Below are 20668 nucleotides of genomic sequence, written 5' to 3' on the forward strand. Positions count from 1 at the left end.
AAGACTGCGCACCAGAGGTACGCAGCCCAGATTTAGATCTTAGATTTTAAGTAGGGTAGAATATTCCTGATTTACAGTAAACTGCTAACTGCATTTAATCTGCCCACGCTTCTGCGTTATCAAACACTTCCGCAAATTCGATACTCTCACCGTCCTTGCTGATGGTAGCCTCAAAATGGGCTTTGGCTTCTTCTTCACGCTTGATCAGTTCAGTAGCAAGCTTGTCGATAATCTTCGTTTGTATTAGTCGCTTAAGCGGACGGGCTCCGTATACGGGATCGTATCCGCGTTCGGCCAGCCAGTCTTTAACATTGTCTGAAACCGACAGCTTGATATCCTTTTTGTCCAGCATCTTGTGGACGCGGCTGAGTTGGATATCCACAATTTCCCGGATGTGTTCTTTCTCCAGCGGATGGAATACAATGACATCATCCACACGGTTTAGGAACTCCGGACGAATTTGTTTCTTGAGCTGCTCCATCAGTTGATCTTGCAGTTTGTTATAGACTTCATCCGTGAATTTTCCGCCCGTCTCTTCAACTTTTTCGGAGATAAGGTGAGAACCTATGTTGCTGGTCATAATGATTATAGTATTAGTGAAATCCACCGTTACGCCTTTGTTGTCCGTAAGGCGACCTTCATCCAGTACCTGCAAGAGCATATTGAATACATCGGCATGTGCTTTTTCGATCTCATCCAGTAAAATGACTGAGTATGGCTTGCGCCGCACAGCTTCGGTAAGCTGACCGCCTTCATCGTAGCCTACATAGCCAGGGGGGGCACCCACCAAGCGACTTACGCTGTGTCGTTCCATGTACTCACTCATATCAATGCGGACCATGGCATCTTCGTCATTAAAGAGGAAGTTGGCCAGTGAACGGGCAAGCTCGGTTTTACCAACTCCCGTTGATCCGAGGAAGAAGAACGATCCGATGGGACGCTGGGCATCCTGCAAGCCGGCGCGTGAACGCCGCACGGCATTGGATACCGTTTCAACTGCGGGATCTTGTCCTACAACGCGCTTATGCAGTTCCTCCTCAAGGTGAACCAATTTTTCCCGTTCGCTCTGCAGCATCTTCCGAACCGGGATGCCGGTCCATCGTGATACAATATCAGCAATATCTTCGTATTCGACTTCCTCTTTGAGCATGGCACGGCCTTCCTGCACTTCTTCCAGCTGTTCTTTCGTCTCTTCAAGATCTTTTTCCAGCTGGTTGATGGTGCCGTATCGCAGCTCGGCTACCTTCTCATATTTTCCTTCGCGTTCCGCCTTTTCGGCTTCATTGCGCGAGGTTTCTATCGCCTGTTTGAGATCGCGTGTTTTCTTAATCAGGTCGCGTTCGGTATCCCATTGGTTGCGCATGGTCGACCGTTTCTCTTCAAGATCAGCCAATTCTTTTTCAATATTTTCAATTTTTTCTTCATTCTGTTCCCGTTTCAGGCCCTCGCGCTCGATTTCAAGCTGACGTATTTGCCGCTCCACCTGGTCCAGTTCTTCCGGCATGGAGTCGATCTCCAGTCGCAATCGGGAAGCAGCCTCGTCAATCAGGTCGATAGCCTTGTCTGGCAGGAATCGTTCGCTGATGTACCGGTGAGAGAGTTCCGCGGCGGCTACCAGGGCTTCATCTCGAATTTTTACTCCGTGATGGAGCTCATAGCGTTCCTGGAGTCCGCGCAAAATCGAAACTGTATCTTCCACACTGGGTTCATTGATCAGCACTTTCTGCATACGGCGCTCGAGGGCACGGTCCTTTTCTATATACTTGCGGTACTCATCGAGGGTAGTGGCACCAATAGCGTGGAGTTCGCCGCGGGCCAGCGAGGGCTTCAGAATGTTAGCGGCATCCATAGAGCCTTCGGAAGCACCGGCTCCAACCAGTGTATGGATCTCATCAATAAAGAGAATAATTTCTCCTTCTGAGTCCTGTACTTCGTTAACAACTGCTTTCAGTCGTTCTTCAAATTCACCACGAAATTTGGTCCCTGCCATCAGGGCCCCCATATCAAGAGCAACAATACGCTTGGACTTCAGCCCCTCTGGCACATCGCCGCGGTTTATACGCAGTGCCATTCCTTCTGCAATAGCGGTCTTTCCTACTCCGGCCTCTCCGATTAATACCGGGTTATTCTTGGTGCGCCGGGAAAGAATCTGCATGACGCGCCGGATCTCCTGGTCGCGGCCAATAACTGGGTCAAGTTTATTCTTTTCAGCCTCTTCATTAAGATCACGGGCATATTTTTTGAGCGCATTATAGCGGCTTTCCGCATTGGGGTCATCTACTTTCTGAGAACCACGGACATCCTGCATAACCTGTAAAACATTATCCTTGGTTACACCGTGTTGTTTTAAGAGGCGTCCCGCTTCGTTTTGAGCTTTTAGCATTCCAATTAGGATATGCTCGGAACTGATGTACTCGTCTCCCATTTCATTTGCAGATGATTGGGCCTCATCAAACAGTTCTTTGGTATCGTTTGCCAGGTACTGTCCGGATACAGATGCACCCTTAACGACCGGCAGCTTGTCGATACGTTCTTCTAGTTCCGATTTTAGTTGAGGCACCCGCACGCCAACTTTGTTGAGAATGGTATTTACCACATTATCAGCATCGGTGAGTAACGCCATGAGAATATGGGCCGGAGCCACCGCCTGGTGGTTATTGCCGGAAGCCACATCAACAGCTTCCTGTACCGCTTTCTGGGCTTTAAGTGTAAATTTATCTAAATTCATAGTGTTATAATCACTCTGTTAAAATTCATTGGTTGATCTATTCTGTTATTAAAGAAGCCAATACCATACCGCATCTTGAAATATGTCTATTTTTCAGTTTTGATATGTCATAAAGGGTGAAGCAATGAATTTGTTACTGTAACTGTGAAACCATAACCTGCCATATAGGACTAAAATGAGCAGCTTTGGCAGTTATTGAATGATAGAATTATAATTTGTTGTTTAAATCACTAAAGCACCAATTAAATTGTTGTTTTATGAAAAAGATAACATTCAAAGGCAGGATAGTTGAACTGAAGCGCGGAGATATTACCAATCAACCGGATGTGGATGCGGTGGTAAATGCTGCCAATGCTCAGCTCCGTACCGGTGGAGGAGTTGCAGGAGCAATTCATCGGGCTGCGGGACCTGAACTTACTGAAGAAACTCGTTCGATGGCACCGATCAAGCCCGGTGAAGCAGTCATTTCAGGGGGACACAATCTGCCCAATAAATATATAATACATTGCCTGGGACCGGTTTACGGGCGGGATAAGCCAGAAGATAAGCTATTGGGATTTTGTTATAAAAATTCACTTAAATTAGCAGAAGACCATGAGATAGAACGTATTGCTTTCCCCGCGATTTCAACTGGGGCTTTTGGATATCCCATGGATGAGGCCGCAAATGTTGCATTCAAAACTATTAAAGCAAGTATACCCAACCTGAAATGGGTACAGCTGATTCGGTTTGTCCTCTGGGGAGAAGAAGCCATGAAAACACATAAAAAGATAATGGAACAGGTATTTGAGAGTAACGGATAATTATGGTTTATCCATTATCCATAAATTTGATTTAATACATATGCCAGACGTACCCCGGCTTTAAGTAACTGTTGGTCCAAAAGATCGCGGTTATTATACTGGTATTGATAGCCAATTTGATTGTCATCGGGGAGGTCATAGATTTGGTCACGATATTCCATGGACTCATGTGCCCAATCCAGTATATCTCCCTGTTGCCACTCTCTCAGTTGTTCTTCTGTTGGATGATTAACAGCGTTAGAAAATTCTGTATAGCTTAGCTTGGTATCATCAATGATTTCGGAGTCCCATACTCGGTGGAGGTTTGAAGGCTCATAAAACCACTCAACTTTGGTATCATTGCCACCACGGTCTTCCCCCGTTCCGACATGCATCGGCTGATGCAGATCTCCGACCAAATGAATGAGCATTTTAAGCTTTTTCGCTTCTTCCTCTTCTGATAAATTTCCTTCTTTCAGTTCCGTAATGATGGTTTGAAGAGCGTTAATAAGGTCGCCATCAGGATTTTTTTCTGTTTCCTCATAGGTCATTCCGTCGGGAATGGTCACCCAGTGCCAGGCATGAGTATGGTCATATCGTGAATCGGATCTTATTTTATCCATCCAGGTACTGGCAATGGCCATAGATTCATGCCCTAAAATTTTTGATATAGCCATTTCAGCTTTTTTATCCAGGTAATCAGCTGCAATATCACCTACAATGCGATGACCTGTTTGTCCCCACTTTTTTTGCTTATTATCCGATATATCCACAGGATTAATGAGGAGCAGAGACAGGATTAAGGTGATTAGAAAAGTCATATGTAGAATAGATTAAGTCAAAATTTTCAGGCAGTTCAAATATGCCTACTTTTCAGTAAAAAGGTAAACTCTTTTCTGAATTTTAATATAGTTACGGAGTCTGAATGTATGAGCTACTTAACATATTCTTTTTATTTTTTCATACCGCATGGATGCTGTTCAACCTTTTTGGATGGATATGGAAAAGAGTCCGGAAATGGAATTTATTATCTTTGCTGCTAACTGCTTTTTCGTGGTTTGGACTTGGAATATGGTATGGATTGGGATATTGCCCCTGCACTCATTGGCACTGGCTGGTGCGCAGGGAACTTGGCTATACGAATATGCCTAGCTCCTACATAAAGTTTTTAATTCAGGAGCTAACGGCAATGAATATCAGTGCAGTCGCAGTAGATTGGCTGACTGGGGTGAGCTTTGGTCTTGCGCTTATACTCTCTGTGGCTCTAAATATCAGGGATTACAAACAAAACCGGAGGAGGTAAAAGAATACTATAATTGTCGCAATTATTCCGTTATACATTACTTTTGAGCCAACTTTTTGAAGAGTTTTTTCTCCTCGGCTGAAAGTTGTTCCGGTACTTCTATTTGAATACGAACCAAGAGATCTCCCTGTTTGGATGAATGCTTGAACTTAGGCATTCCCATTCCATTCAGTCTGAAGAGTTTTCCACTTGAAGTCCCTTCCGGGATCGAAAGTTTGGCCTTGCCACTTAGTGTTTGCACGACTGTTTCACCACCCAGTACTGCGGTATATAAATCTATGGGATGATCGAGATAGAGGTTATCTCCTTTACGTTCGTACTCTTCGGGCATATTAATACGGACAGTCAGGTAAAGATCACCGCGCGCGCCGTTTCGGGCTCTTGACGTTCCCTTGCCTTTAAGTTTTAGGCGCTGACCGTCTTTAATACCGGCTGGTATTTTAATCTTCATCTTTTCTTTCCCAACCCTGAGCGTACGGGAGGTACCTTCAAAGGCCTCTTTTAGTGAGATAGTAACCTCGGCCTTGGTATTCTGTTTCGTTTTTGCTGATGCAGACCGCTTACGGGCATTACTTTGGTATCTTCGGCCCTGGGTGCGAGTCTGTTGAGCCTGCTCAAAAGGATTGCGCCCCCCGCCAAAAATGGTTTCAAAAAAACTGGAAAAGCCACCGCCGCGTCCGCGGGCACCTGCATCTCTGGCACCGCCGCCACCAAACAGATCATTAATGTCAAAACCCTTTTGATAGCTTTGCTGGCGCTGTTGTCCGCCAAAGCCACGTCCCTGACTTTGTTGGCGGGCGTAGTCTGACCAGTTAAAGTCTTGGGCATTACCGCCAGCACGCTGATATTTTTTCCAATCTTTGCCGACTTTATCGTAGAGGTTTCGTTTTTCTGGGTCGCTTAACACTTCATAAGCCTCCCCGACCTCCTTGAATTTATCTTCCGCGGAGTCGTCGTCAGGATTCTTATCCGGATGATATTTGGCCGCCTTTTTGCGGTAGGCCTTTTTTATTTCATCCTGAGATGCATCTCTGGAGACTCCCAGTATGTCGTAATAGTTTTTGTATTCCATAATGCCATTTAAACTCTCATCACTTTCAAGTGTTTGCTATATATAGAAAAAGCAAATAAAGTGCCATCCTGAAAAGACTAACGATTTGTCAAAAAGAGAGAATGTCTTCGCCAGCTTGTCATAAAAAAGCCCCTCCGGCTTAGAATCGGAGGGGCTTAAAGAGCATTTGTCGTTAATTTTAAGAAGAATTAGAGCTCAAAAGCGATGTATTGCTTGTTACCGCCACGCAATACCTGTAAGAGAACAACATTATCGTCTCCTTCAGCGATACTGCGAACAGCTTCTTGAAATTCACCTACAGAAGATATAGGATTGCGATCTACTGATATGATAACATCGCCTCTTTGCAGGCCCTGTTGCTGAGCATTACTTCCGCGCGTAACCTCTGTTACTACAACGCCTTCCTGACCGGGATCCAGCTGTAGCTGCCGCGCGATTTCACTATTCAGATTACGGACGCTAAAGCCAAGCTGTTCGTCCATTGATTCTCTGTCAGTAGGTCTGTTTTGGTTCGCCATCATCTCGTCAGGCATTTCACCAAGGGTGACCGTAATATCCCGGGTATCTCCATCACGATTTATCGTTAATTCTACCTCGTCGCCCGGAGAGGAGGTACCGATTTCAGTGCGGAACGCACCCCAATTTCGGATGGGTTCACCATCAATAGCCTGGATAACATCATCTTCTTGAAGACCAGCCTCTTTTGCAGGACCATCTTCCTCAACGCTACCTACAATAACGCCGTATGGCTGATCAAGACCCAGAGCTTTTGCCATGGTAGCATCCACTTCACCACCCATTGAGATACCTAAATATCCACGTGTAACATGGCCGTGCTCAATAATCGATTCCATCACGCTTTTGGCGATATTTATGGGAACCGCGAAGCCGATACCGTCATTACCTCCGGAACGCGAAGCAATTGCCGTATTGATGCCGATAAGCTCGCCATTCATATTGACCAATGCGCCACCGGAATTACCGGGATTAATAGCAGCATCCGTCTGAATGAATCGCTCATAGCCTCCCTGTTCCGCTAGAATGCCAACATGGCGATCTTTAGCCGAAACAATTCCCATCGATACGGAGTGGGCAAGTTCAGCCCCAAGGGGACTTCCTATGGCCAGTACCATTTCGCCCACGCGGATCTGTTCGCTGTTACCCAACTCAATCACGTTGAGATCTTCTGTATCAACCTTTAAAACAGCAATATCCGTTTGGGGATCTGTACCCACGACCTCAGCGGTTGTTCTTGTGTCGTCATAGAATTTAACTTCTACTTCATCAGCATTTGCAACCACATGATTATTGGTCAGGATATATCCGTCCTGTGATACGATGACACCGGATCCTAGTCCTTGACGCCGATACTGTTCAGGTTCTCCCTGGGGATTGCCAAAAAAACGAGAAAATGGATTTTGTCGTTCTACGGTCTTAGTTACCCGAACCGTTACTACCGTAGGATTTGTTTGATCGGCAATATTGACAATAGCGTCGTTGAAGTCCTGAAGGGTAGGAGCATTCTGATTATTTGATTGGGGGACTTCTGTAGTAGAGGAGAAATCGGGCATGGTAAAGACAGAGGCTTTCTCCGACTCCAAATCAAGGGTATAAAACCCTAAAAGGAGTACCGCAGCCAAAATCCAAAGTACATTCGAATATTTAATGTTTTTCATATTTAACTCCGTTTTGAATCATAATTTTGTTTAAAAAAACTTGTAAGTCCTGATAGATGAATAAACCCCTTAAATGCGTTTATTATTGTGCAATATTTTTATGTCATATTAAACGAAGAGAAAGGCGGAAGCTACTTTTCAGGCAACTTCCGCCATTGGGATCGGGATAATAAGGGATTGTGAAAATCAGTTAACTTATTTCAATTTGTTTTTTCACTTTGTCTTCATTTTTGTCGATGGAGATATTCAGAAGGCCGTCTTCATACGAGGCTTGAATGCTATTCTCATCGACGTTGTCCGGAAGCTGGAAGGAACGGTTGAAAGAACCATAACTGGTTTCTACCCGATGGAAGGTTTTGCCTTCCTCTTCATTTTTAAATTGCCGTTCACCGCTGATGCTCAGCCGTCCATTTTCCAGACTGATATCAATATCTTCCTTTTTCATGCCGGGCAGCTCAGCAGATATTTGGAACTGCTTTTCTGTCTCTGAGATGTCAATGCCGGGCACAAAACTATCACGGCGCGAACTTACAACATCGTTGAAAAATTCGTCCATGATATCAGAAAATCGTTTGGATGCCACGTCTTTGTTGGGTCGGTTATATCTTACAAGTGTCATAATAATTACCTCCTAAAAGGTTTTTGTTTAAAAGTTGTTTTGTTTCAATCAAACTCACTTTTAAAGGAGCAATAGCTATGCCAAGGCGGGAAAGAGGAATAAGCGGCTGACATTCAGCCAGAAGGAACTGATTTTTTTACAGAAACGATGGAGGGCAGCAAAAAAATGTCATAGCTCCCGTCGACAAAGCGACAGCGGGCTGTATTTGTGGCAGGGATTAGTAAATTGGTTGTCAGTTATTGGTAATTTGGGATGAGACCAATAACTGACAACCAGTAATAATGGATTTTAATAGATTATTAACTATAACTTTTTTTCCATTCTTTAGCTACAAGGAAAGCCATTTCTAAGCTTTGTTCATAGTTAAGGCGCGGATCGCAGTACGTTTCGTAGTTGTGGTGAAGCTCTCCTTCATGCAGACCTTTAGCTCCTCCCACACACTCCGTTACATTATCTCCGGTAAGCTCCAGGTGTACACCGCCAAGGTAACTTCCCTGGTCGCGGTGGATGGCAAATGTTTTGCGCATTTCGGAGAGAATATCGTCGAAATTACGAGTTTTTATATCGTCATCGGTAGCAAAAGTATTTCCATGCATGGGATCGCAACTCCATACTACCGGCATCCCCTCATGCTTGATGCGCTGGATTAGGTCCGGCAGTCCCTTTTCTACTTCGTCTTTACCGAAGCGGGTAATAAGAACAATCTTTCCCTGCTCGTGGACCGGATTCAGCTTATTGATAAGATTCAACGTTTCATCTATATCGTAATTTGGTCCGATCTTAATTCCAATAGGATTACGGATTCCACGCAAATATTCTACGTGTGCTTCATCTATATTGCGGGTCCGATTTCCCAGCCATACCATATGGGCACTCAGATTGTACCATCCTTCGCGGCGGGGCACCTGGCGTGTTTGTGCAGAATCGTAATGGAGATTCAGAGCTTCGTGCGAAGTATAAAGATTAACTTTCTGTACAGTATTAAACTGGTTGGGCGTGATGGTTTCCATAAAGCTAACCGCTTTCTGTATGGAGTTAACCATCTCTTCGTATTCCTTATAATACTTGTTTTCGCGCATGAAATCCAGCTCCCAATACTCCGGATGGTGGAGATCTGCAAAGCCCTCATCGGCCAATCCGCGGAGGAAATTAAGCGTTAAGGCCGCCTTTTCATATCCTTTGAGAAGTCTTTGCGGATCAGGCATGCGGTCCTCGCGAGTAGGGTTGATGCTATTGATCAGATCGCCCCGGTAGTTATGAATCTTTTCGCCATCCACAATTTCAAAATCATTGGAACGGGGTTTCGCATACTGTCCGGCAATACGTCCGATACGGACGATAGGTGTTTCCATCTCGTGAATGAGTATAAAACTCATCTGTAGCAATACCTTCAGCAAATTGACAATCTTGGGCGACTTGCATCCGGCAAAGCTTTCAGCACAATCTCCTCCCTGTAGCAAAAAACTGCGTCCCGCAGCTACATTTGCGAGTTTGTTCTTTAGTGCTTCAACTTCCCAGGAAGTAATAAGCGGTGGATTTTTCCGTAATTCTTCATACGCTTTTTGCAGTTCTTCCTCATCCGGATATGGAGGTAACTGCTTGATGGGAAAGTCTTTCCAAGAAGTTGGAGACCAGTCTTTAGGGTTTGCAACTTCGGTTGCTACAGATTTATCTGAAAACATGATGTTACTTTGATTCAAAATTAAACCCTTAATGTATATAAAAAAGGGTATAGGAACAACGTAAATGCCCTATTAAATTAATAAATTATAATGATAAACTGGATAAGTAAAATTAACGGGTCGGCTCGCGAACAAAAATACCCTGCTTATTGAGGTACCCGTATTTATCACCAAGCTTAACTAACGCAAAGTTACCGGAAAAATCCCAGGCAAAATCGTAAATAGGATCGATTGCGAGCTTGCCCTGACCATTGACAAACCCAAATTTTCCTTTTTTCTGGACTCTTCCCCGACCTTCTTTAAACGCAAAGGCCTGCTCAAAGGTGGGTTCTACGATAAACCTGCCTTCCCGATCAATATAGCCAAATTTCTTTTGATTAAGATTGGCATTGTTTACAGGCATTGCCACTACGGCAATACCTTCGGAAAAGGGCTCGGCTTCTAAAAATTTGGACGGGATGACGGTAGCACCATTTTTATCGATATAACCCCATTGCCGAAATTCCAGTTGTACCGGAGCTAAACCGTTGGCAAAAGATTTTGCATCCCGGTATTGGGACTCAATAACTATTTCACCTTCTCGGTCGATATATCCCCAGTCGCGGTGAGCAGCGGTTTGAACAAGGGCCCGTCCGTCAGAAAAGCTTCGGGCAGAAATAAACTGCGGTTCGATAACAAAGTCGCCGTCCCTGTTGATGAATCCCCAGTTTCCGCCCCGCCCTTTTTGAACAACAGCCCTGTTGTTTTGAAATTCATAAGCCTGATGGAATTGTGGTTCAATTACAAAGTCTCCGGAATCATCTATAAATCCGTATTGTCCCTCAAGTTTGACCAGCGCCATACCATCATTAAATGGTTTGGCTTCTTCAAATCGGGGTTCAATTTCCGTTTCTCCAGAGCGATTAATATATCCTATGGAGCCGGACATAGGAACAGCGGCTAATCCCTCAGAAAATGAATACGGCCAAATAGTACTCTCCGACAACTGGAACTGCGGCATAATTTGCTGGATTAACTGGTCATCCATAAATCCAACTTGCTGGTTTTCTACATAAGGATATAGCGGGCTGCCAGATTTATCATCCGAAAAAGGGAGTTCAATGATTTTGCAGGAGGTCCAGAGTACGATGACTATAGAAAGAGCAGCGAACTTATAGAAAAAAGATCTCATGAAACGTATTCATTAAACAGTGTTATGGATTCATAGTTGTATACTCGGTTTTCAGAAATTGTTCCATTATGACGGCAGATACGATTCGGAGGGTATATTTTTGCTATTACCAGCCAGGCTTTTATAAATGACAGCGGTAGCCATGGTTGTTAGGGGGTAGGTGAAGATTATTCCAATGCCAAAGAAAAGAACACCTATAATATTAAGACTTACCACTGTTGTACCGAACAGGAAAAGTTCAAGTGTCAGGTTTTGAGTTATGTAATAACTTTTTTGCAAGGCGGCAATAGCCGTATCGTTGTTTATCAAAATGAAGTAGGGATAAAAAAGAAAACGAATAGCGATAAAAATAGCGGGCAAGACCAATAGAAAAATTCCGATCGTAATTCCTATCATGTAGATAAAACTGGCTACGAAATAACTCAAAAAGGGGCGGAAATTATTGAATAAATCGCTTACCTCTACGTACTTGTCATCGATCAGCCAGAGCATAATTTTAATAAACCCCAGACTCAAATAGAGTTGAAGCACGGTTAAAACTCCTGAGAGGATCTGACTTTCGGTAGTGGGATTCGCAGGCGCATATGTCAAAAAGTAAACCTGAGGAATAATAGCAAGCACGTAATAGGTCGTCATAATGCCAATAACAAAGGAAAGATACTTTTTGTACTTACCGAAACTATATTTAAAGAGCTGAACCAGATCAATAGATTGGTTTGGCATAATTAATAAGGTGAATTAAAACAGATGAATTTTGGTTATAATACGATGTCCCAATAAAACAAGTTTTACAGGAATTAAAAGCTTCAAAAAATACGATTTATCTGTATCTTTAACAGTTTAATTGAATTGGGCTTTGTATTGTCCTTTTGAACCTAAAAGTTTGTATCACCCTTGCGAGAAAATATTGTAATTCGCGGCGCACGAGAGCACAACCTGAAAAATATAGATGTCAATATTCCCCGTGAGGAACTGGTAGTTGTCACAGGTATATCCGGATCGGGAAAATCTTCCCTGGCCTTTGACACCATCTATGCTGAAGGACAGCGGCGGTTCCTGGAATCGCTTTCGGCATATGCCCGGCAATTTTTAGGAATGATGGAGCGGCCTGAAGTAGATTTTATCGATGGGTTGTCACCTGTTATCTCTATTGATCAGAAGACCACAAATCGTAATCCCCGCTCTACGGTTGGTACAGTAACTGAAATATATGACTTCCTGCGCCTCCTTTATGCTCGTATTGGGGTTCCTTATTCTTGGAAGACAGGCAATAAGATGGCGAAACAGACTGCAGGTGAAGTTGTTTCGGCCATTATGGAGCTGCCCGAAGGGACCAAGGCCTACTGTCTGGCACCGGTCGTACGGGGACGTAAAGGACATTACCGGGAGCTGTTTGAACAGACGATGAAGCAGGGTTTTGTACAGGTGCGTGTAGACGGTGAGTTTATGGACCTGGAAGAAGATATGAAAGTAGATCGCTATAAGAGGCACGATATAGAAGTGGTGGTAGACCGCTTTGTTATTAATGAAAAGAGCGAGAAACGTATTGCAGAGAGTGTCCGTCTGGCACTGGAAATGGCCGAGGGCAATGTAGTGCTTGCTGTTCCCAAAGAGGAAGATGGTGAGGTTGTCTTTGAGGATCATCTGTTTTCCAAAAATTTATTTGATCCGGAAAGCGGACTGGCATATGAAGATCCTGCCCCCAATATTTTTTCTTTTAATTCACCCTATGGGGCTTGCCAATATTGTGATGGATTAGGTTATACTTACGATGTAAATCGTGACTTGGTTATTCCTAACAAAGAGCAAACGATTGAAGAAGGGGCCATCCGATTTTTGGGGCAGCCGCGAGATATTTTTGCTTTTAAACAGTTAAAAGCGGTACTGAACAGCCTGAACCTGGATTTTGAAACCCCCATCAATGAGTTCTCCGAGGAGGCTATGGAATTGCTTTTTGAAGGAGGCGGAGATAAGAAATTCGATGTAAGCTATGACTTCCGCCAGGATAATGTGACCTATAAGCATTCCTTTAAAGGGCTTCGGAATATGATTAGTGAACAGTACGAGGAAAGCGGATCCAGAAAAAAAAGAGATAAGGCTAAGGCCTTTATGAGTAAAATTGATTGTCCCGAATGTGACGGGGGACGTTTAAACCGGGAGGCCCTTTCTTATGAAATTGATGGCTATACCATCGATAATTTGGTGCAGATGGATATTAAGCAGCTGCGTAAGACCATAAATAATCTTGAGCTGGATGAACGCCAGCAAAAAATCGGAAGCCAGGTTCTTAAAGAGGTCCGTGATCGAGTAGACTTCCTGCTAAATGTCGGACTCGATTACCTGACGCTCGATCGGGAAGCACAGACCCTCTCCGGTGGAGAAGCACAGCGTATCCGGCTGGCAACACAAATTGGAACCCAGTTGGTGGGGGTGCTTTATATTTTGGATGAACCGAGTATCGGACTGCATCAGCGGGATAATATTAAGCTTATCCGATCGCTGGAAACACTTCGCGATTTGGGTAACAGCGTTATTGTGGTTGAACATGACCGCGAAACTATCGAACAGGCCGACTACGTACTCGATTTGGGGCCCGGCGCGGGAGAATATGGCGGGGAGATTGTAACCCAGGGGAAACCTGAGGAGCTCGATCCGGAGTCTATGACGGCAAAGTTCTTAAATGATGAAGAAACCGTTCCCTACCCTGATACCCGCCGTGAAGGCAGTGAAAAGACGGTTCGTCTTGAGGGAGCAAGGGGACATAATCTCAAGGAAGTAGATGTGGATATTCCTCTGGGTAAGTTTATCTGTGTGACGGGAGTAAGCGGGAGTGGCAAGAGTTCATTAATCAATCAGACACTCGAGCCTATTCTTTCTACCGAGTTTTATAATTCGAAATCTGTACCTCTGCCTTATGATGAGGTGTACGGAATCGACAACCTGGATAAGATTATCTCCGTGGATCAAAGTCCGATTGGCCGTACGCCCCGCTCAAATCCGGGTACATATACCAAAGTCTTTGATCATATCCGTAAACTGTTTGCCGAACTTCCCGAATCCAAAATCCGTGGCTACGATCAGGGACGATTTTCTTTTAATGTAAAAGGAGGGCGCTGCGAAAGCTGTAATGGCGATGGCGTCCGAAAGATTGAGATGAACTTTCTTCCGGATGTTTATGTAGACTGTGAAACCTGCAACGGGAAGCGTTATAATCGGGAAACATTGGAAATCTATTATAAAGGTAAAAACATTTCCGATGTATTAAATATGTCTATTCAGGAAGCCCATGAGTTTTTTGACTCAGTGCCTGCAATCAACCGGATATTAGGAACGCTGGTGGATGTAGGGCTCGGATACCTCCGACTGGGACAACCGAGTACCACATTGTCCGGTGGCGAAGCACAGCGTATAAAACTGGCCCGCGAGCTGGCAAAGGTAGGTACCGGCGATACGCTTTATATTATGGATGAACCTACCACCGGCCTTCATTTCCAGGATGTTCGTATGCTGGTGGATGTGATCCAGCAGCTGGTGGATAAGGGAAATACCGTGATTGTTATTGAACATAACATGGATTTAGTCAAAGCTGCCGACTGGATTATTGATTTAGGTCCGGAAGGAGGCGATGAAGGAGGCAGGATTATTGCCGAAGGTACTCCTGAAGAGGTAGCAAATACCGAAGATAGTGCTACAGGTACTTATCTTAAGGAAGAATTTGAGCGCGAAGATAAGCAGACTATAACTGCTTGAGACATTAAGTAAATATGAGTAGTACATACTTTTTTAGGTAGACTTGATACTCATAATCTGGTTGCGCAGCAAGGGAATAGCATTCAGAATAATTGAGAGAAAGTAAAAACCATTTGTCCCGTTGCTCCTTTCTGACTATTTTCAGCCACTGATGAAACGACTTCGTTCATATATAACCCGATTGCTGGTAGCCCTGCTTGTTTGTTCAGGGTTAAGCCTTTATTGGATACAGCCCGTGCAAGCCAGCCATAATTCGTATGCCTTTGCTCAATGGTTGAGCATGATGGCAGAATCATCCCAGACTACGGATTTTCAGCAAGAACTGGAAGATCTGAAACGATCGGGAGGAGACTTTGAAGACTTTGTGGAAAAAGCTTCGGAGCTTGTTTCAAATAATGATGATTTTGATTTTCCATTCGCCAATGAAGACACCTCGCGTGAGATACACCAGCTTTTATTAATTGAATGGAAGCAATTTCAGACCGGTAATGCAATGGCCAATATGCCGGTCCCACATACTGTTAAATCCCTTATGTTGCTTCATATTGATAAGGGAGCTTTTGGATCATTTGGAAATATACAATGTGAAACGCCGCAGTTTGGGCTAAAACCAATTTCTAAGGCCAACAATACAAGAGTTATCAATGTATCTATTGAGCCCATGAGCGGTGGGATAGCCATAGGTGCTCCTTAATTCTTTTTCTCCCCTCCTTTTTACTATACAGAAATAATTACTGTTTTATTTATTAAGAAACGCAATTCTAACCATTTTAAAGTGATTTATTATGCAGGGTAATGGAACTAAAATTGGATTTATAGTAGCCTTTCTGGCGATGTCGGTTTATTATTTGTGGCCGACAATAGCTAATACACTCGAGCAGAATTATATAGAAGATCTGCCTGAAGCGGAACGCACCGAATATGTAGAGGAAAATGCGCAGCGCCTTCAGAATTTGCGCGAAGAATCCCTTTCGCTTGGTCTCGATTTACAGGGGGGGATGCACGTGACGCTGGAGGTAGGTACTCCACAACTTATTTTGGAGTTGGCTGGCGATTATGCAGATGAAACGCTGGAAGAAGTTATTAACATAGCCGATCAGCGAGCACTGGAGAATAACACTGATTTTATCGAAGAAATGGTAACAGTGTTTGAAGAGAAATACCCGGATGCGCGCCTTAGCCGCTATTATCGGTCGGATGCTCAGGATATAACACGTAGATCCAGTAATGAAGAAATTGAAGAATACCTGAAAAATCAGCGCGATTCAGCGGTGGACCGGGCGATGGAAATCATCCGAACACGGGTAGATCGGTATGGAGTTACAGAGCCTGCCATTTTTGTACAGGGTAATAATCGGGTAGTCGTTGAGTTGCCTGGAGTAGCGAATAAAGAGCGAATTCGGGATCTCTTGAAAGGAACCGCCCGATTAGAATTTCGTTTGACTGCTACGCCTGATCAGATCAGTAACGCACGTGAGCGGGTTGTAAACTATTATAGCGAACTTGCATCGGATACGACCGATACTACACTCCAGCAGAATAATGGCCAGAATCCTCTGACTCAAGTATTGGCTACGCAAACGCGTAATGCCTACTCTTTTGGATATGCAGCGGGACGTGATACCGCCCGGGTCAATGAACTTTTACAACGATCTGAAGTACAGGATCTGATGCCGCGTAATGTTCAGCTGATGTGGGGAGCAAGTCCTTTTTCAGAGACTCCACAAGGGCAAGAGCTTTTTGAATTGATTGGTGTTCGTCCCGAAGCTGAGATGACCGGTGAGGTTATTGAAGAAGCCAGCGTTAATTTTGATGAGGCAACTAATCAGCCGCGTGTGTCGATGAATATGGACTCCGAAGGCGCACGTCAATGGTCGCGTATAACCGGGGCCAATATCGGCAAACCCATTGCTATTGTACTGGATGGTTATGTTTATTCCTATCCCAATGTAGAGTCAAAAATTGCGAGCGGCCGCTCTTCTATATCAGGACTGGAAAATGTACAGGAAGCGGAAGACCTTGTAAATATCCTCCTTTCTGGTGCTTTGCCTGCTTCCCTTGAAATTATTGAGGAGCGTACCGTCGGTGCGACATTGGGGGAAGCTTCTATTCAGGCTGGATTTTATTCAACGCTGATCGGGCTGATTATTGTGGCGATTTTTATGATTATCTATTACCATGCCGGGGGTGCAATAGCTGACTTGGCACTTCTTCTCAATATTATTTTCATATTGGGGATACTAGCGGCTTTTAATGCCACCCTTACATTACCCGGTATTGCAGGGATTGTATTGACGATTGGTATGGCTGTAGATGCAAACGTGCTGATATTTGATCGTATCCGGGAAGAACAACGGACCGGTAAAACACTCAGGGCAGCTATTGATGGAGGCTATTCTAATGCCATGAGCGCGATTGTAGATGCAAATGTAACAACCTTCTTTGTTGGAATCATTTTGTACAGCTTTGGAGTAGGGCCGATTAAAGGTTTTGCCGTAACATTGATGGCCGGTATTGTAGCCTCATTATTCAGTGCTATTGTTATAACCCGGGTAGTGGTGGATTACCTGACGCAAGAGAAGTCCGCCGAAATTAGCTTTGGTTAACAGATAGATAAGATATTAAAACATAAAATAAAGGATTTAATACCATGAGATGGTTCGAAACACCCGACTTTAACTTTCTAAAAGCCCATAAAATTGGCTATGTCGTTTCAGGCATACTTTTAGCTGCTGCACTCATTGGCATCTTAACCAAAGGATTGCAGTATGGTATCGATTTTAAAGGGGGAAAAACATTTGTGCTCCAATTTGAGGATCCTGTAGAAGTGCAGGATATTCGGAGTGAATTGGCGGAACCCCTGGGAGGAGCTCCCGAGGTTAAATTTTATGGATCTCCCGAGGAAGTTCTGATACGTACTGATAATCCGGATGATATTACAACCGTACAGAATGCCATAACAGGAGCGATGGGACAGCTTTATCCCGATAATCCGAATCAAGTAATAAAAACAGATATTGTAGGCCCCCGTTTTGCTGAAGACCTTAAAAGGGGGGCTGTTAATGCAATTATTTTTGCATTGATTGTCATCTTCATTTATATCCTTATCCGTTTTAAAGACTGGACCTATTCGGCAGGAGCTGTTGCCGCCTTGTTTCACGATGTTCTCATTGTGCTGGGGGTCTTTACATTATTATCGGATATAGTTCCCTTTAGTCTGCAGATAGATCAAGCTATTATAGCTGCCTTTCTAACAATTGTGGGCTATTCGCTAAACGATACAGTGGTGGTCTTTGATCGTATCAGGGAGAATAGCTTACTCTATAAGACGATGGATTATGATGAGATGATCAACAAGAGTCTTAATGATACGCTTAGCCGTACCGTAATAACTTCCGTTACGACCTTTTTTGTGGTTGCCGTACTCTTTTTATTTGGCGGAGAAGTCTTAAGAGGATTCTCTTTTGCCCTTATGCTTGGCGTTGTAATTGGTACCTATAGTTCCCTGTTTATAGCCAGTTCCATGGTTATTGAACTGAATAAAAGACAACAAAAATCCTAAAATGGTTAGGAAAAAAAATCTGGTTTCAATAGGTTATGGATATTTGAAGGGTGTAACAAAATTAGCATCCCAAGCGTAATATTTATTTATTAATTAGGGTAAATAAATCTAACTTGTTGTCTAAAGATTAATTTTAAATATATAGTTACAGGAGATCAGATATGAATTTCAATGTATCGGAGCGGTATAATTGTGTTGTAATCGAATTTAAGGGAAACGTGATGGGCGGACCTGACGCCGTTAAGCTGAATGAAAAGCTCCACGAACTTATCGAGGATGATAAAACGAATGTGGTAGCTGACCTGGGAAGGGTTAAGTTCATGAATTCATCCGGATTAGGTATGCTTATCGGTGGATTGACAACGATGCGTAAGGCCGGTGGTGATTTGCGTATCGCCAATGCAAGCGATAAAATAGAGAGCCTCTTGGTAGTTACTAAGCTGATAACGGTGTTTGATAACTACAAGTCGTTGGATGAAGCAGTGGAATCGTATTCTAATGACGAAGAGTAATTTGAACTTAAATTTTAAATAGAAAAGGGGGCATTGCACCCCTTTTTTTATGTCTGATTTATAATTATTTATGTCTATACGTGTTGTTGTAGGAGCCCAGTGGGGCGATGAAGGAAAAGGTAAAATTGTAGATATTTTAAGCAGAAAATCCGAATATGTAGTCCGATATCAGGGAGGAGCAAATGCGGGACATACCCTGAAGTTTGATGATAAAAAGATTGTGCTGCATCTGATTCCCTCTGGTATATTTAATGGTGATGCCACCTGCGTGATAGGAAATGGAGTCGTCATCGATCCCCATGCATTACTTGAAGAAATAGAGGAAGTTGAAGCTTTGGGAGGAAGCCTGAAAGATCGACTTAAAATTAGTAGTTCTGCTCACGTTATTTTGCCCTACCATCAGTTGCTGGACCGGGTTAAAGAAGAGCACCGTGGAGACGATGCCATCGGAACGACCGGAAGGGGAATCGGGCCTGCTTATGTCAGCAAGGTTTCTCGTGTAGGTATTCGGATGAGTGATTTATTTCATCCCGAGGAGCTTAAGAAAAAAGTGAGGGCCAATATTGCGGATATAAACGAAGCCCTCCGGCATGTTTATAAAAAAGATCCGATAGAAGCAGATCCAATCGTTGATGAATTATTGGTGGCAGCAGAAAAGCTTTGTCCTTATATAACGAATACGGCCAACCTGTTACATGAAGCCGTACTTAATAACGACACCATTCTTTTGGAAGGAGCCCAGGGTAGTCTTCTGGATGTAGATCACGGAACCTATCCCTTTGTCACCTCCTCATGCCCCACGGCCGGCGGAGCATGTACAGGTACCGGTCTCCCTCCAACCGCAATCGATAAAGTTATGGGAATAACCAAAGCGTATTGTACCCGCGTTGGAAACGGACCATTTCCTACCGAGCTCAATGGAGAAGTTGGAGAAAAGATTCGTGAGGCCGGGCAGGAATTCGGAGCTACTACAGGACGTCCACGACGCTGTGGATGGATTGACTTGGTTGCCCTCAGGTATGCTGTCCGTGTTAATGGAATTAACGAATTAGCGGTTACTAAGCTGGATATCCTGGATGATTTTGAGGATATAAAGGTATGTACGGCTTATGAAATCGATGGGGAAGAAACAGAAGTATTTCCCACTGACCTGCCAGATATAAAATCCCTGAAGCCGGTTTATAAGTCGATGAAGGGATGGGAAGAGTCTCTCGATCATTACAGCAGTATTGAGGAACTTCCCGTAGAAGCCCGTGAATATCTTGACTTTATTTCCGAATATCTGGACGTAGAATTGACTATCCTTTCCAAAGGACCCAAACGAAATGAAACCATTGTACTGTAATTTCGTCTGGAATTACAGTACAAAAAGGACTTCATATGTTTCGGAAAGTTTGCGAAAAAATGTCAATTTAAGTTGAAATGTAATAAAGAATAGTCTTATATTTGGTCTCTTTGAAAAGCGGGAGTCCTTCTTCGCTAGAAGCTACGGAGGATGAGAGCTTTATTTTTATTGACTTATTAGCGGGAGTAGCTCAGCGGTAGAGCATCTCGTTGCCAACGAGAAGGTCGCCGGTTCAAATCCGGTCTCCCGCTCTCAGCTCAAAGCCCTTGTAGTTTCCTACAAGGGCTTTGTTATTTGGGGTATGTATCAAACTTATTTTATGCAGCCAGCCAATTGACTAGTACTATCCCGACCATTTCTCGGAGGGGTTAAAAGAGGTTGAAACGGCATGATTGCAGGGACATTGATAATAGCTAGATCCCCCTGGAACTGTAAGTCTTTTGACAAAAAAATAAGCTGACTGAGG

16 protein-coding genes and 1 tRNA gene are annotated in these 20668 nt (G+C 43.8%); 9 read left to right on the top strand and 8 right to left on the bottom strand.

The window, feature by feature from the left end; translation table 11 throughout:
• Window positions 1-94 precede the first annotated feature (94 nt).
• The gene (clpB, locus tag ABEB05_RS14010; RefSeq protein WP_265791294.1) at window positions 95-2728 is read right to left on the bottom strand and encodes an ATP-dependent chaperone ClpB; all 2634 of its coding nucleotides are present in this window, start codon (window positions 2726-2728) and stop codon (window positions 95-97) included.
• A gap of 257 nt (window positions 2729-2985) precedes the next feature.
• On the opposite strand from clpB, the gene ABEB05_RS14015 reads away from it, so the two are divergent.
• Window positions 2986-3531 carry a macro domain-containing protein gene (locus tag ABEB05_RS14015; RefSeq protein WP_265791293.1) on the top strand — a complete coding sequence of 182 codons (546 nt, stop codon included), beginning with the start codon at window positions 2986-2988 and terminating at the stop codon, window positions 3529-3531.
• 14 nt (window positions 3532-3545) lie between these two features.
• On the opposite strand, the gene ABEB05_RS14020 is transcribed toward ABEB05_RS14015, so the two are convergent.
• Entirely contained in the window at window positions 3546-4331 is a 786-nt protein-coding gene (locus ABEB05_RS14020; RefSeq protein ID WP_265791291.1) for a S1/P1 nuclease, read from the bottom strand.
• 152 nt (window positions 4332-4483) lie between these two features.
• Here ABEB05_RS14020 and ABEB05_RS14025 point away from each other — a divergent pair, with 152 nt between their 5' ends.
• Entirely contained in the window at window positions 4484-4813 is a 330-nt protein-coding gene (locus ABEB05_RS14025; protein WP_345694308.1) for a DUF2784 family protein, read from the top strand.
• Window positions 4814-4850: 37 nt separating this feature from the next.
• On the opposite strand, the gene ABEB05_RS14030 is transcribed toward ABEB05_RS14025, so the two are convergent.
• The 6 genes from ABEB05_RS14030 to ABEB05_RS14055 all read right to left on the bottom strand — a co-directional run bounded on the left by ABEB05_RS14030 (window position 4851) and on the right by ABEB05_RS14055 (window position 11756).
• On the bottom strand, window positions 4851-5885 hold the full coding sequence (locus ABEB05_RS14030; protein ID WP_286669190.1) for a J domain-containing protein: 1035 nt from the start codon (window positions 5883-5885) through the stop codon (window positions 4851-4853).
• A gap of 188 nt (window positions 5886-6073) precedes the next feature.
• Entirely contained in the window at window positions 6074-7561 is a 1488-nt protein-coding gene (locus ABEB05_RS14035) for a Do family serine endopeptidase (protein WP_265791288.1), read from the bottom strand.
• Between the two features lie 190 nt (window positions 7562-7751).
• Window positions 7752-8180: an Hsp20/alpha crystallin family protein gene (locus tag ABEB05_RS14040; RefSeq protein WP_265791286.1), complete on the bottom strand. Its 429-nt coding sequence runs from the start codon at window positions 8178-8180 to the stop codon at window positions 7752-7754.
• Window positions 8181-8479: 299 nt separating this feature from the next.
• Window positions 8480-9862, bottom strand: coding sequence for a 3-deoxy-7-phosphoheptulonate synthase class II (locus ABEB05_RS14045; RefSeq protein WP_265791284.1), 1383 nt, complete (start codon window positions 9860-9862; stop codon window positions 8480-8482).
• A 112-nt stretch (window positions 9863-9974) separates the two neighbouring features.
• Window positions 9975-11033, bottom strand: coding sequence for a WG repeat-containing protein (locus ABEB05_RS14050; protein WP_265791282.1), 1059 nt, complete (start codon window positions 11031-11033; stop codon window positions 9975-9977).
• A 66-nt stretch (window positions 11034-11099) separates the two neighbouring features.
• A complete protein-coding gene (locus tag ABEB05_RS14055; RefSeq protein WP_265791280.1) occupies window positions 11100-11756 on the bottom strand; it encodes a hypothetical protein in 657 nt (218 codons plus the stop codon).
• Between the two features lie 171 nt (window positions 11757-11927).
• Between ABEB05_RS14055 and uvrA the strand changes: the two genes are divergently transcribed.
• From uvrA to ABEB05_RS14090, 7 genes are all read left to right on the top strand, one after another.
• Entirely contained in the window at window positions 11928-14783 is a 2856-nt protein-coding gene (uvrA, locus tag ABEB05_RS14060) for an excinuclease ABC subunit UvrA (protein ID WP_265791278.1), read from the top strand.
• Window positions 14784-14934: 151 nt separating this feature from the next.
• Entirely contained in the window at window positions 14935-15477 is a 543-nt protein-coding gene (locus tag ABEB05_RS14065) for a hypothetical protein (protein ID WP_265791276.1), read from the top strand.
• 91 nt (window positions 15478-15568) lie between these two features.
• On the top strand, window positions 15569-17389 hold the full coding sequence (secD, locus tag ABEB05_RS14070) for a protein translocase subunit SecD (RefSeq protein WP_265791275.1): 1821 nt from the start codon (window positions 15569-15571) through the stop codon (window positions 17387-17389).
• Window positions 17390-17433: 44 nt separating this feature from the next.
• Window positions 17434-18345 (top strand): protein translocase subunit SecF, encoded by a 912-nt coding sequence (secF, locus tag ABEB05_RS14075; RefSeq protein ID WP_265791274.1) that lies wholly within the window; start codon window positions 17434-17436, stop codon window positions 18343-18345.
• Between the two features lie 161 nt (window positions 18346-18506).
• Window positions 18507-18857 carry an STAS domain-containing protein gene (locus ABEB05_RS14080; protein WP_265791273.1) on the top strand — a complete coding sequence of 117 codons (351 nt, stop codon included), beginning with the start codon at window positions 18507-18509 and terminating at the stop codon, window positions 18855-18857.
• Between the two features lie 70 nt (window positions 18858-18927).
• Window positions 18928-20202 carry an adenylosuccinate synthase gene (locus ABEB05_RS14085; RefSeq protein ID WP_265791272.1) on the top strand — a complete coding sequence of 425 codons (1275 nt, stop codon included), beginning with the start codon at window positions 18928-18930 and terminating at the stop codon, window positions 20200-20202.
• 179 nt (window positions 20203-20381) lie between these two features.
• Window positions 20382-20453 (top strand) — tRNA-Gly (locus tag ABEB05_RS14090).
• The last annotated feature ends 215 nt before the right edge of the window (window positions 20454-20668 follow it).

This window comes from Fodinibius salicampi (assembly GCF_039545095.1).
GTDB classification, from domain to species: Bacteria; Bacteroidota; Rhodothermia; order Balneolales; family Balneolaceae; genus Fodinibius; species Fodinibius salicampi.